Source organism: Streptomyces sp. NBC_01334, assembly GCF_035983595.1.
Classification (GTDB): domain Bacteria; phylum Actinomycetota; class Actinomycetes; order Streptomycetales; family Streptomycetaceae; genus Streptomyces; species Streptomyces coriariae.
In genome coordinates this window covers 5,265,576-5,278,239 of record NZ_CP130718.1, presented here as the reverse complement: position 1 = coordinate 5,278,239, position 12,664 = coordinate 5,265,576, and the positions used below count along the sequence as shown (strand labels likewise).

The following is a 12,664-nucleotide window of genomic DNA, read 5'->3' as shown; positions in this document are numbered from 1 at the left end:
CACCGAGGAGTCCGTTCCACCGTGCGCCTGTCCAGAAGCCTCGCCACCGGGGCCGCGACCCTCGCCCTGCTCGCGACGCTGAGCGGGTGCGGGTCGGACTCGGAATCCGGCTCGGAGGCCAGCACCGGGGCGGACTCCGTCTTCGGCTCGGACGCCGGCTCGGGTGGCGGCAGCGGACAGACCACGACCGGTGGCCTGCCCCAGGCGTCGGACACGGAGTCCATCGCGAGCTACCTGAACCGGTACACCCCCTGCCAGAGCGTGGCGACGGGCGACGAGTACGACGGCGGGCACGACGGTGACGCCTGGGGCACGGACGAGTCGGAGGACCCGGCCTGGGGCATCGAGGAGCGCGCCGTGTGCACGGACGGGTCGGACCGGCCCATCGCGCTGCTCACCGTCTCCGACATGAAGGAGTTCCAGACCGCCGCCAGGGCGAGCGGCGACGAGTTCCTGGTCGGCGAGGACTTCGCGGTCGTTCCGGTCGGTGACGAGGCGATCCGCAGCCTCCGGCAGTCCGACCTGAGATTCCTGACATGCGATGCGGACCTCGCGGTGCCGAGCGGCTTCGAGAAGGAGCCGGCCCTCGTGGACGGCTGCGTCCTGACCAACTACGTCCCCGAGTAAGGCGAGACACACCATGCGAATCAGGCGAGCGATCACCATCGGCGCCCTGCTCCTCATGTCGGCGTCGCTGACGGCATGCGGCGGCGACGACAGCGACGCCGGGAACAGCGACGGCGACGGCAAGAACAGCGCGAGCGCGAGCACCGGCGCCGGCAAGGGCGACAGCGGTGAGTCGGCGAGCACGGAGCTGCCCGAGGCGTCGGACATGGCGTCCATCGCGTACTACCTCAACCAGTACGGATCCTGCCTGGATCTCACACCGGGCGCCGAGTACGACGACTCCTCCCTGGCAGACCATGATCCCGCCTGGGGCGATGACAACATGACCCGCGACCCCGCTTGGGGGATCAAGGAACGTGCCGTCTGCCGGGACAACTACGACGACTCCAGCACGCTGCTGGTGCTGTCGGACATGAAGAAGTTCCAGACCTCCATGCACGCCGAGAACTACGGGTCCATCCTGATCGGCAAAAACTTCGCGGTGGAGCCGGGCGGCACCGAGACGATCGAGGACCTGAAGGCCTCCGGCCTCGTGGCCCTGTCGTGCGATCCGGAACGCCAGATCCCCAGCGGCTACAAGCAGGAGCCCGCGCAGGTGGACGGATGCGTCCTCACGAACTACTACGCCAACTGATCCCTCCGAAGGGCTTTTCATGCTGACCCGCTTCCGGCCGCGCTCCGGCCGTCCGGCACGGCCCCGGACGAGGCGCTCCCTGCGCGAGAAACTCATCAGCACCGGCATCGCCGCGCGGGCCATGCTGTTCCTGGTGCTCGGGGTGATCGCGCTCTCGTTCTCCGCTCCACAGCAGGCGCAGGCCCTCTTCGACACCTGTGACTGGGCGCAGCAGAGCATCAACCAGAAGGCCGACATGCCAGGCCCCGCCGCGGAGAACATCTTCCCCTCGGTGAAGCAATGGGACGGGAAGCGCGAACTCGTCGCCGGGGCGACGAAGATGGACGGCCCCGCGTCGAAGTACACGCTCTACGAACTCAGCGCCATGCGCGGTCTCAACTGGGCCTCGACCCAGCAGAGCCAACACGACGCGAAGCAGGGCGAGCGCGGGCAGGCCGCCGACGACGACGAGTGCAGCCTCCAGAACGAGATCTACAACAGCGTCGCCCAGGCCATCTTCGACCTGAGCAAGATCATGAGCCGGGCCGCGATCAGCATCAAGGAGATCTCCTCCAACCCCAGCCCGCTGGCCGCCCTCTACGACGGCACGGTCTCGGGTGACGACAGCGTCGTCGACCGCCTGAACAACGGCGTCTTCAAGCTCGCCGTGCCCACCATGATCCTGCTCACCGGCCTCTGGGTGTTCGGCAAGTGGCGCAAGGGCGACATGCGCGAGGTCTGGTCGGGTGTCGGCTGGGCCGCGTTCGTCGTCATCGCCGTGTCGGCGTTCCTCGTCAACGGAAACTACGTGGCCGTGGTCGAAACCGCCGACTCGGGAATCGCGCAGGGAAACGCCGCCCTGACCGAGGCCGTGCTGGACGGCGCGATCGACGGTGTCGACCCGCCCTGCGACCTGCCCGACAACGCACCGCAGCGCGGCATGCGCATCTCCAGCTGTGCCATGTACGACACCCTCGCGTTCCGCCCCTGGGCCATCGGCCAGTTCGGCGACCCGGGCAAGGCTCGCATGGAGTACAAGGGCACCGAGAAGTGCGACTTCGGCACGGGCAAGCGCTGCACCGACCTGCGGGTCAAGCAGGTGGTCATCCAGTCGGTGACGAACATCGAGTACTACCAGCACCCTTCGCCGGTCGAGGTCGAGGAAAAAGAAGTAGGCGACATCATCAAGGCGAAGGAGAACCAGTACGGCGAGCTGCGTCACTACATCGCCGAGAACGAGAATGCGCGCATCTACGAGCAGTGGTCCGGCGACAAACCCGCCAACCGCATCAGCATCGGGGTCTACGCCCTGATCGCTTCGCTCATCGTCGGCCTGATGGTGGTCGTGCTCAGCGCCCTGACCCTGCTGTGGCACGCGGTCACGCTCATCATGGTGATCCTGTTGCCCCTGGTCGCGATCATCTCGATCCACCCGACGCAGCAGAAGCTGCTGCGGGGCTGGTGGCAGACCTTCGTGCACAGCTTCGTCCTGCGCGCCGGATTCGGCGTGATCCTCACGATCCTGCTGCTCTTCTACCAGCTGATCCTGCCGCTTCAGGTCCCGCTGGGCATGCAGTTGCTGATGCTCCTGCTGGTCACGGTCGCAGTGATCATGCTGCTCAAGAACCTGCTCTCCGGGAAGTTCAGCCCCCAGGTCGCGGGCGCTGACGACGCTCTGGGCGTCGGGGACATGGCCGGCAAGGTGACGGCCATGGCTCCCGGCCTGGCCGCGTCCGCCGCAGGCTCCACCGCCCGCACCACAGGCCGCGTCGCGAGCACCACGGCCAAGGGCACGGCACGCGTGACCGGCAGCACGGCACGCGGGACCGCCTGGGCGGTGGACAAGCTCGCCTTCAAGGGCAAGGGCCGGGCCAAGATGCAGGAGAAGGGCTGGCTCGGTCAGTCCAAGCGCGAGCAGCGGCAGACGGCCTACCAGAGTTCGCAGGTGGCTCAGAAGAACTACGAGCGGGAATTCGGCGAGGGAGGCCAGGAGTCACCTGCTTCGGAGCCGCCCCGCACCCGAGGCCGCCGCGTCAGCGGGTCCAGCAGTGCGCCGGCTCCGCAGTCCACGGCGCCGACCGAGTCCCGCCCGGCACCCGCGCCCGCGCCCGCGCCCGCGCCTGCTCCCGCACGGCCGGCGCCGGCCCCCCGCCCCCGGCCCGCCGAGCCCCCGGTGGCACCCACCCCGCCTCCGAGGGACCCGCGCGGCCCCAGCGGCCGCGTCTAGCCCCGCCCTGCCACCTCCGCCTCCCCTCCCACACCAAGGAGCCATCCGATGCCCGCCCTGACCGCCGACCGCAGTCCCGACCAACTGGTCGCGGAACTGGAGCGGCTCATCGGCGTGGACTGGCCCACGGTGTGGGCGGGGGTCCCGGAGGACGCGGAGAAGCGGGCGAGGTGGTGCGCCGGGTTCGACTGGCGTCCGCTGTGGGCCGAGGCGGGACTGCGCGTCCGTACGGCCCTGGGCGGCCGCCTGTACCTCGCCTCCGCCACCCCCGGCGGCCCGGTGACCCGGATCGACCACACGGTGTGGTCGGCCCGGGCCCGGGACACGGACGAGAACGCCCTCGTCACCGACCTGGCGGAGGCCCACTGGACCGCCTGCCTGACCGCCCTGCGCGGCCTGCTGGGAAACCCGACCTGGCACGGCGCCTGGGACACCCCGGACTTCCCGGAACTGCCGGGTCGAGGGCCCTGGTACAGCCCGCAGTGGCGCCTGGACCAGCATGATCCGTACCGGGTCGCGGTGTGGCGGTTCCGCACGCCGGGAGCCCCTGTGTTCGAGCTGAAGGCAACGCTGGGAACCGGCTCCGAGGATCGGCCGACACCGGCCGATGCGAGGATCGAGCTCAGCTGTCATGGTCCTCGCGAGCCCGACGACCATGAGCCGGCTCAAGGCACTGACGTACGAAGAAACTGAGGCGGGAGCACACATGCCGACTTACGAGATCGAGGAATCGCCGCAGCACCTTGCCCAGGAGCTGACCGGCCTCGGGCACGTGGACTGGCCCGCGGTATGGGCCGGCCCGCCCACCCCGGGCCGCGCACTGGACGACTGGTGCGCGTTGTTCGGTTGGAAGCCGCTGCCCGAGGATCGCGTACTCGCCGTGCGTACCGCGACGGGTGGCCGACTGAGCCTCACGCCCGTCGTCGAGGGCGGGTGGAGCCCGGTCAGGTCGCTCGGCTGGACGACGTGGCATCTCAGGGCCGAATCGTCCGGAGAGAACGACTCGGTACTCGAGGAAGCCGCAAGCGTATGGCCCCACTACGAAGCCGCCGCCAGGGACGTGCTCGGAGCGCCGGAATTCTCGGGCGGCTGGGACGCTCCCGACTTCCCCGAAGGCCGAAGCCACCGGCTTCCCTCCCGTGAGAGGCGTCTGCGCAACCGCAATCCGTACCGACTCGCCGTATGGCGGGGCGCGAGCCCGGAGGAGCCGGTCATCATGCTCGAAGTCTTCAGCGGGGGAGTGACCCCCACGGGGGTGGGCCTCCGTGGCGTCACCATCAACGTGGACTGCTACCCGCAGGAGATCGAGTGAGCGAGGCCACCGCCGTTCGGACTCCCGTCCAACAGGCCCTTGCCCGGCAGACCGCCGCAGCTGCCGCTCTTCCCGAGGGAGAGGGCGAACGCATCGCCTACGAGATCATCGAGGCTGCGGACAAAGCCGGGAAGAGCCCCCAGGAGTACATCGTCGACTACGCCAGGAAGCTCGACGTCAAAGCCCCCCGCGAGGGCATGAAGTCTGCTTTCTGGTCCTTCGGCATTCCGCACCCCGATCTGCCGCAGGACCAGGTACTCAGCAGCCAGTTCCTGGCCTCCGTCTGGACCGATATGGAAAACGCGAGCGTCGACGGCAGCGCGCGTTACCTGGAGGGCACGCCTGGCGGGGAGGAACTGGGCCAACTCCACCTGTGGGACGCCGATGTGTACACGGCCCTGGGCCTCAACAAGGCACAGGGCGATGCCCTGGCCCGTGACGCCTGGAGCGCCCTCTCGGAGAACTACGCCAAGGCCACCGATGGTGAGGCGATCATCTTCACCGGAGAAATGGTGCCGTGGAGTGTCGCCTATGAGACGGAGATGCCCCAACTGCGCTGCACGACGGGGCCGGAAAACATCCACTTCATGTACGACCTCCCAGAGGACGTGCTGAAGGGGCTTCCGTCCGAGAGCAGGCAGTTGCTGTCCGAAGGCTGGGTGCGCTCCCACGTACATTTCCGCGCGCCCGACGAGAACAACCCACCGCCCCAGAAGTACTGGACCGCCGGCTACCTCGATGTGGAGCAGCTCAGGTCGTTGCCCACACCGGAAGCCCAGCGCGCGGCCGTCCTGGAAGTCTGCGCCCGTGTGGCCACTCTGGACGGCGTCGGTCGTGAGGCGGACGTCGAGCGGCTCGTCGAAGAGATCAAAGTGCTGCGCCCCGATCACGAGGTGGTTCTGCCCAGCGTCGAGGAGCAGCAGTCGCAGGTGCCCACAGCAGCGCCGGCTTCCGAGATCCGGACCCACGCCCCGTACCTCCCCGGCGTCACGGTCAACGCCAAGACGGGACCGGCCCCCCTCGAGTCGCTGACACTCCCGACAGCGGGGGAAGCCGCCGTACCGGCGCACAGCTTCCTCCCCGGCGTCACCCCGCAGGCGAAGTCGGTCGTCGCCCCGAACAGGACCGACACCCCGACGGCTCCCCCGAAGGCGCCTCCGGCCCCGGAGCAGTCGAACGACACCGGAATGGGAGTGTGACCGGCCCATGAGCCGCACTCCGGGCAACGCCCGCACCCCGCGCACCACCCCGCGGCCCGCCGCCGACCGGCCGGACACGCCCACCGCCGAGGCACCGACCGCCACGGCACCCGCCGCCCCGGCCCTACCGCTCCTCCGCCGTTTCCTCCGCCAGGAGAAGAGCGACGCCTGGGCCGTCCGTCTCCTCCCCCGCATCGTCTTCGGCGTGGCCGCGCTGTACACGGTGATCACCCTCGCCTCCCAGAACGGCTCCAGCTTCTTCGCGGTCGTCGCCGCGCTGCTCCTCGGCCTCGCGCTCTGGCTCCTGCGCCGCCGCACCCAGCTGCTCCTGGCGATGGGGGTGAGCATCCTCGCCATCGCCTTCACCGGCTACTTCTCCGCGGTCGGCGACGCGGCCCGCACGAGCGAGGACGCCGGCGCCACCGTCACCGGCACAGCCGCCTTCGGCTACTGGGCGCTCGCCGGAATGGCGCTCCTCGGCGCGTGGATGGTGAAGGAGCACCCGGGCCGACGGGGCATCACCGTCGTCCTCGCGGATGTGATCCTCGTCATCGCGTCCGTCGTCGGGATGTTCCTGCCGGAAGCGGGTGTACCGCTCGGATTCCTCGGCGTGATCGGCGTACTGGCCATGCGCGGAAGCAGCGCGAAAGCGGTTGCAGGCCGGGCCCGCCAGGCACTTGGCCGCCTGCGGACACGCAAAGCCAGTGCCCCGTCGGACAGTTGAGGCCCGTGTGAACGTTTCGTCTCGTCACTGTGCCAAGTCGGCACATGCTTTGCAGATGCGTTGCACGGGGTTGACGGAACGTTTTAGGCTCCCCCCCGATCACGTATCACCACGGGGGACAACACACATGCCTATGGCCAGCCATACGGCGCTGCCCACGCGCCCCGCGCGCGGGCCGGTACGGGGAGCGGGGGCGGGAGCGGGGGCCCACACTCCCGACGCCGCTCTGCCCTGCCAGCGCCGACCGGACGTCTTCCAGCACCCGCTGCTGGAGGCGCCCACGGACATTCCGTACACCTCGCCCGAACAGCGCCACCAGCACCTCGTACTGCTTCGCACCGCCCGCGACCTGTGCGCTTCCTGTCCGTTGTGGGCGGAATGCCTCCAGGACGCCGTCGCCCACGCCGAGCCCTACGGCTACGCGGCCGCGACCACTCTCGACGACCGTCGCTGGATCCGCCGCGCCCTCGGCGTCGGCGACGCGAACGGCGACCTGCCCACGCACACGGTGGACGGCCCCGGCGCGGGCCCCGGCTACAGCTCCGGCGAGACGTCCCGCCGGCTGCTGCGCCTGCGCTCCCGCAGCACCGACACGGCCGCCCGGCACGACGCCGAGGGCGGCCGGCCCACGCTGGAGCGAATCCTCGACGCGTTCGACGCGCGCCAGGACCAACTGGCCAGGCCACGACGTGAGTTGCCCGGCATCCCGAGGCAGTTGCACGAGCACACCAACACAGAGCAGCCGCACGGCAGCGGCCACCGTCCCAGACACACCCACCCGGAAAGCAGGAGCGAGGACATGGCAGCGGCCGAGTCCGGGCAGCGGATCGCCTTCTCGTACGAGGATCCCGCCCAGGCCGTACGACAGGCTCTGCTTGCCCCTCTGATCCGCTCCGCCCTGCCCACGCTCACCGGCCTGGAGCAGCTGGTCACGATGCTGGCGAGCGTGCCCGGCGGCGAGATCGCGCCGGAGATGCCGGACACCATCCGCGCCGCGCGGAAGGCCGTGGAGGCACTGACTCCGCACGGCGGCCGGGACTCCGCCGAGGCCTCCCCGGACCCCACCGGCCCACTCCGCGCCCTCACCGGCTCGGTCTCCGTCGAACTCGCCACCACCGATCCGGTGGCGGCCCTGCGTCGTGACTTCCTGGAACCGCTGCTGCGCGAGCTGGCCTCCTCGCTCGCCAACATAGAGAAGGTGGCGACCATGCTGGCCGCGACCGAGGCCTCGGACGGCGACGAGATCCACCTGGAGCCGATCCGCACCGCGCTGCAGGGCATCCGCGCGTGCCTCCCGCATCCGGCCCCGACCGGCAAGACGTCCACGGGCACGGGCCAGACCGCCGCCCTCGCACCCTCCGGCGCCCCCAGCATCCGGGCGGCCGTGGAGACGGCCGTGTCGACCTTCCCCGGCCCCTTCTCCGCCCGTGACGTCCTGCGCGCCCTCCCGCCCGGCGTCTACGGCGACCCGTCGAAGACGATCAGCAACGTGCTGTCCGCCCTCGTCAAGTCGGGCCGTCTTCAGCGCCTCGCCCGAGGCACGTACGCTCGCACCGTCGACGTCACCATGGACGTCGCCGTGGACGTCCCCGAGCAGGACGAGGCGAAGAGCGCCTGAGCCGGAACCGAGCCGGAAGGAACCCCGACCCCCGATGACCGAACCGACGCCGCCACCCCCCGCCACGGCGGACGCCCAGGTGCACGTCTTCTCCCCCAACGCCGGCCTGATCGACGGCGTCCCGGTCACCGCCCCGCCCTACGGCGACATCCAGGACGTGGTCCTGGCGATCCTCCAGCAACGCGCCCAGCAACTCGGCGCCCCCACCCCGGCCACCATCACCGACAACCGCTACGGCGGCGCGATCCGCCTCCTGATCCACCCGGACGGCACGACGGAACAGCTGGGCTGAGACAGGACGTACGACAGGTCCAGCCCCTCCCTCGGCAGCGGGGCGGGGCGGAGACCCGGGGGATCACCGGTGACCGTCGATGACGTGCTGCGCCACGCCCGCCCGGCACGGGGCGACGTCCGGTACGCCGACCCCGAGGCCGTGGGCCGGGTCGTGGCCGAGGCCCTCGAAGAGGCACGGTCGGCGCGTGAAGACCTGGACGAGCGGAGCTGTGCACTCGCCGGTACCGCATCGTCCCGCACTGCACGGGCCCCGTGCCCGAGCAGCCGGCCCCAGGGCCCGCCCCCGAACCGGCCCGGGCAGCAGCCGGGAAGCCACAGGTGACCGATCAGGCCTGAGGACCGCTCCGGCCGGGCGGGGGGCTGACCTCGTCGATGTCGGCGAGAATCTTCCGTGTGAGGTCGATGTCCATCTCGAGGATGTCGCGGTCGAACTTTGCCGGCTCCCGCTCGTAGCGGGCCCTGCCCACCTCGGAGGTGAAGGCGGAGGCGGGAACCGCGTCCTGCCCCGGAGGAATGAACTTCGGAACCTCCTCGGACGCGGCCAGCGCGTACGCCATGGCTCCCCGATACTTGTGGTGCTCGGATTCGGGTGAGTTGAGCATCTCCAGTCCTGCGCGGCGCGAGACGTCGTGCGCGACCTCGACGAACTCACCGGGGTCGATGATCTCGGAAGGCTCAGGGCCGCCGAAGGCCGGCGGAGGCGGAGGGATCTCGTCGGCCATCAGGAAGGCGAAGTTCCGGTTGCGGCCGCACTGGGTGCACGGCCCCTCGTACACGGCGACGATGCCGTCACCGCGCTGCTCCAGGCGGTGCCGGCGGACGAAGTCGGAGCTCCCGCACTCGCATGGGTGCAGGTCCATGTACAGGTGCGCTTCAAGTGAGGAACGGGCTCTCAACATGGGATGATCCTAAAGTCTGTTGTGCGGTGTGCGTATGTACAGAGCCTGGGGGAGGGCATCACGTGGACACATCGGCCGATCCGCAGATCGTCATGGGCACGCTCCGGCCGGGCGGACCCGTGCAGCAGCAAGATCTCGTGTGGGCCGCGAGGCGGGACATGGGTGCGGTGGCTGCCGTCGTCCTGGGGGACCGACTGACCTCCCTCACCCCGGCTCAGACCGAGGACGGCCGTCAGTATTTCGTGTTGCAGGACAGCCGAGGGGAGTCCGCCCAGATCTGGGTGGACGCCATTCCGCTGACAACGGGAGCGATCGCCGACACGGCGACGAACACCGCCTCGCAGAACTACGTCATCCGTGTGTCCGACCGCCTTCCGACCGCGATGCTGGGACGAGTCCTCGCGCACGAACTCGGTGAGCTCGCCGCCGTGCGCGAACGCGCCGCCGATGGCCTCACCCCCGTACGGGAAAGCCTCCTGCGCGAAGGGGCCGAACTCCCCGCGCACCAGGAGCTGTCCACAGCGGACCGAGGCCGCATAGGTGAGCTCAACTGGCTCGCCGCACGGAGCGCGGCCCCCGACCTTTCCCCACAGCAGCAACTGGAAGCGCGTGCGGAGTTCTCGGCGCTGCTTGATCCGTACGGCATCCGGCCGACCGTCCCCATGAGCGACGAGGAAGCGTTCCGCCCCCAGGAGAGGGCGGCACGCGTGCGATACCGGGTGTCTGCCGATTTCCTCTCCGCCGGCTCCCGGCGCTTGCTCACCGCCCTCGCCCACCCCATGGAGAACCTCTCCCCCGCCGACGCCACCGCGCTCCAGGCTTCCCGGGACGCCGCGCTGCGGGCCGAGCGGCAGGTCGAGGCGTTCATCGGGCGGCGTGACGTCACCATGCCCATGCCCGGCTACGACCAGAACGGGCTGCCACTCCCCCGCGACGAGCTGGAACCCGCCGCCGAGCGGTGGGCCGAGTACCGCGCCCAGGTCAGCGAACGCACCGTACGGACGCTGGAGGGGCAGCTCGCCGAAGGGCAACTCCCCCTGCGCAAAGTCGTGATCGGCGGCGGGGCGAGTCTCACCGGGCGGGATCCGGAGGCGCTGCTGGTGGACGGGGCGGGCCGCTGGCACCTGGACCCCGGTGACGGGATCGTGCAGTCGGCGGACCAGGACCGCGACCTCGCCCAGTGGATGGGCGTCGACCCGTACTCGGCGGTCGAGGATCCCCGGCACCGCATCTCCATCCACGCCGTCCGCGTATGGGAGGACCAACTCGCCACGCAGGGCGACGTGGTGAACGGCCACGCCCGGCTGCGCCTCGGGCAGAACGGCGAACTCCTCGCCGAAGTACGCACGTTGGGCGAGGACGGCGCGGAGAGCGCGACCCCCCTCTGGGTGGCCTGCGACGGCACCCCCAGCATCGCCACCGGCCTCACACCGGAACTCGTACCGGGAACTCCGCGCGGGGAGTTCGCCGTGGAGAGCCGCAGCGAAGCCGTACGGCTGATCAGCGATCGGCTGCGGGAGCTGGAGGGGCAGGGGTTCGCCGGTGCGGGCGAGATGCGCGCCTGGTTGACCCGGGCGGAGCGGGGCGGCACGGACGCCGGTACCGTGCTCGGCGCCCTGAACTCCTACGCGGCACTGAAGGACGCCCTCTCGGCCGGCCTGGACACCGCGGACGAGACCCGCATGGGCAACTGCTTCACCGCTCTCGACTCGACGCAGAAGTGGGAGGCGGCGCGGAAGGCCGCGGAGGGGCGGGCGCTGCTGGGCGACGAGGTCGCCGAGAGCCGTTTCGACCCGCACGCCGCCCAGGAGTGGATCGTCGTGGGTTCCGGCGGAACGGCCGTCGCCAACGCGGAGATCATCCTGATCCAGAATCCCGACGCCCACGTCACGATCATCGGCTCGAGGCCGCCGCCGGCGCTGCAGCACCAGGTCCAGTTTCCGGCGATGGAGGCGAAGTACGGCCACGGCGAGGGCGGCGAGAGGCGTCTGAACTTCGTCGAGGCACGCGTCGGGGCCATCGAGACGTACCAGGACGAGAAGGGCGAGACCCGCTTCCAGGTCCCCTACGTCGAAAAGGGAACCAAGGAACAGAGAGTGGCCCGCAGCGACGGCTACGTCACCAGTCTCGGCCGCACCAACCCCCTTCCGCCCGCCCTCCAGGTCCTCGCCGACGAGGTGCGCGACCGGGGTGGGGAGATCTCCGGGGACCTGCTGTTCGACAAGGACGACCAGTACATCGGCTACGGGCTCACCTTCGCCGTGGACGGCAGGGAGCACCGCGTCGACGTGGACGGCGCGGCCTCCTGGCAACTGCCACGCGAGATCTTCGCCCCGGAGACGGGAATCCAGGGCCGGCTGAACGGGATGGGTGTCCGCGGTCTGCCCTCCGAGACCGGCAACGCGGCTCCCGGCTTCTCGCCCATCGCCCGCCAGAGCGCCCTGCGCGCACGCGCCGTCGCGGCGGCAGCGGCGGGCGACCCCGAAGCCGTGCGACGGCTGTCGACTATCCCGGAACGCTGGCGGCGCCCGGACCTGGGCCAGGACCAGGGTCAGAGTCAGGACACGAGCAAGGACACAGAGAAGGGCACGGGCACGGAGGCAACGCCACCGGCTGCGGGCACGGGCAGCGCCATCCCGCCCCAGGAGAAGGCCAAGCCCGCACCGGAACGGGAACGGGAACAGGAACAGGAACAGGAACAGGAACAGGAACAGGAACAGGAACAGGAACAGGAACAGGACCGGGTAGCAGAACCGGACCCGGAGCCCGTCCCCACCCCCGAATCGGCCACAGCCGCGGGCCCGACCCCGACGACAACCCCGTCCCCGACCCCGACGGCAGCCCCAACTCCGGCACAGGCACCTGCCTCTGCATCGGCCCCGGCCTCAACGACGCCCCCGGCACCCGCCCCGGACTCGTCCCCCGCCCCGGACATCCCCGGCTCCCACCTGTGGCAGATGGGCGTGCCCCGGGGCGGCGGCAACCGGCCCCCCGCTCCCGTCCGGAAGCCGGAGCAGCAGCCGCCGGGTCACGAGCGGCCGGAGCCGGGCGTCGACATGGGCGAGTGACGGCCGTAGAGAACGAGGCAGGGGCCCGGAGACGAATCTCCGGGCCCCTGCCTCGTGCGCGTGTGCCTCGGTCCTGAGGTTCT

General features: G+C 70.5%; 11 protein-coding genes. 10 read left to right on the top strand and 1 reads right to left on the bottom strand.

The genetic code is table 11. From position 1 onward, the window contains the following. Positions 1-21 precede the first annotated feature (21 nt). The 9 genes from OG736_RS23690 (at position 22) to OG736_RS23650 (ending at position 8,612) form a co-directional block, all read left to right on the top strand. The gene (locus tag OG736_RS23690) at positions 22-627 is read left to right on the top strand and encodes a hypothetical protein (protein WP_327184220.1); all 606 of its coding nucleotides are present in this window, start codon (positions 22-24) and stop codon (positions 625-627) included. A gap of 13 nt (positions 628-640) precedes the next feature. Continuing rightward, complete coding sequence (locus OG736_RS23685) at positions 641-1,261, top strand: hypothetical protein (RefSeq protein ID WP_327184219.1); 621 nt, start codon at positions 641-643, stop codon at positions 1,259-1,261. A 19-nt stretch (positions 1,262-1,280) separates the two neighbouring features. Continuing rightward, the gene (locus OG736_RS23680; protein WP_327184218.1) at positions 1,281-3,467 is read left to right on the top strand and encodes a hypothetical protein; all 2,187 of its coding nucleotides are present in this window, start codon (positions 1,281-1,283) and stop codon (positions 3,465-3,467) included. 48 nt (positions 3,468-3,515) lie between these two features. Beyond that, positions 3,516-4,160, top strand: a complete 645-nt coding sequence (locus OG736_RS23675) for a hypothetical protein (RefSeq protein WP_327184217.1) — start codon at positions 3,516-3,518, stop codon at positions 4,158-4,160. A 13-nt stretch (positions 4,161-4,173) separates the two neighbouring features. Then, on the top strand, positions 4,174-4,779 hold the full coding sequence (locus OG736_RS23670) for a hypothetical protein (protein ID WP_020129159.1): 606 nt from the start codon (positions 4,174-4,176) through the stop codon (positions 4,777-4,779). Further along, on the top strand, positions 4,776-5,978 hold the full coding sequence (locus OG736_RS23665; protein WP_327184216.1) for a hypothetical protein: 1,203 nt from the start codon (positions 4,776-4,778) through the stop codon (positions 5,976-5,978). The genes OG736_RS23670 and OG736_RS23665 overlap by 4 nt, the downstream gene beginning before the upstream one ends. Before the next feature lie 7 nt (positions 5,979-5,985). Continuing rightward, positions 5,986-6,702: a hypothetical protein gene (locus OG736_RS23660; protein ID WP_327184215.1), complete on the top strand. Its 717-nt coding sequence runs from the start codon at positions 5,986-5,988 to the stop codon at positions 6,700-6,702. A 133-nt stretch (positions 6,703-6,835) separates the two neighbouring features. Then, on the top strand, positions 6,836-8,320 hold the full coding sequence (locus OG736_RS23655; protein ID WP_327184214.1) for a WhiB family transcriptional regulator: 1,485 nt from the start codon (positions 6,836-6,838) through the stop codon (positions 8,318-8,320). 34 nt (positions 8,321-8,354) lie between these two features. Continuing rightward, positions 8,355-8,612 (top strand): hypothetical protein, encoded by a 258-nt coding sequence (locus OG736_RS23650; protein ID WP_020129155.1) that lies wholly within the window; start codon positions 8,355-8,357, stop codon positions 8,610-8,612. Positions 8,613-8,940: 328 nt separating this feature from the next. On the opposite strand, the gene OG736_RS23645 is transcribed toward OG736_RS23650, so the two are convergent. Beyond that, positions 8,941-9,513: a hypothetical protein gene (locus OG736_RS23645; RefSeq protein ID WP_327184213.1), complete on the bottom strand. Its 573-nt coding sequence runs from the start codon at positions 9,511-9,513 to the stop codon at positions 8,941-8,943. A 62-nt stretch (positions 9,514-9,575) separates the two neighbouring features. Between OG736_RS23645 and OG736_RS23640 the strand changes: the two genes are divergently transcribed. Beyond that, complete coding sequence (locus OG736_RS23640) at positions 9,576-12,581, top strand: hypothetical protein (RefSeq protein ID WP_327184212.1); 3,006 nt, start codon at positions 9,576-9,578, stop codon at positions 12,579-12,581. Positions 12,582-12,664 lie beyond the last annotated feature (83 nt).

What these genes read in the sequence shown, in the direction of transcription:
- OG736_RS23685 (WP_327184219.1), top strand. Translation starts at nt 641, where the DNA reads ATGCGAATCAGGCGAGCGATCACCATCGGCGCCCTGCTCCTCATGTCG.
- OG736_RS23680 (WP_327184218.1), top strand. Translation starts at nt 1,281, where the DNA reads ATGCTGACCCGCTTCCGGCCGCGCTCCGGCCGTCCGGCACGGCCCCGG.
- OG736_RS23675 (WP_327184217.1), top strand. Translation starts at nt 3,516, where the DNA reads ATGCCCGCCCTGACCGCCGACCGCAGTCCCGACCAACTGGTCGCGGAA.
- OG736_RS23670 (WP_020129159.1), top strand. Translation starts at nt 4,174, where the DNA reads ATGCCGACTTACGAGATCGAGGAATCGCCGCAGCACCTTGCCCAGGAG.
- OG736_RS23660 (WP_327184215.1), top strand. Translation starts at nt 5,986, where the DNA reads ATGAGCCGCACTCCGGGCAACGCCCGCACCCCGCGCACCACCCCGCGG.
- OG736_RS23655 (WP_327184214.1), top strand. Translation starts at nt 6,836, where the DNA reads ATGGCCAGCCATACGGCGCTGCCCACGCGCCCCGCGCGCGGGCCGGTA.
- OG736_RS23650 (WP_020129155.1), top strand. Translation starts at nt 8,355, where the DNA reads ATGACCGAACCGACGCCGCCACCCCCCGCCACGGCGGACGCCCAGGTG.
- OG736_RS23645 (WP_327184213.1), bottom strand. Translation starts at nt 9,513, where the DNA reads ATGTTGAGAGCCCGTTCCTCACTTGAAGCGCACCTGTACATGGACCTG.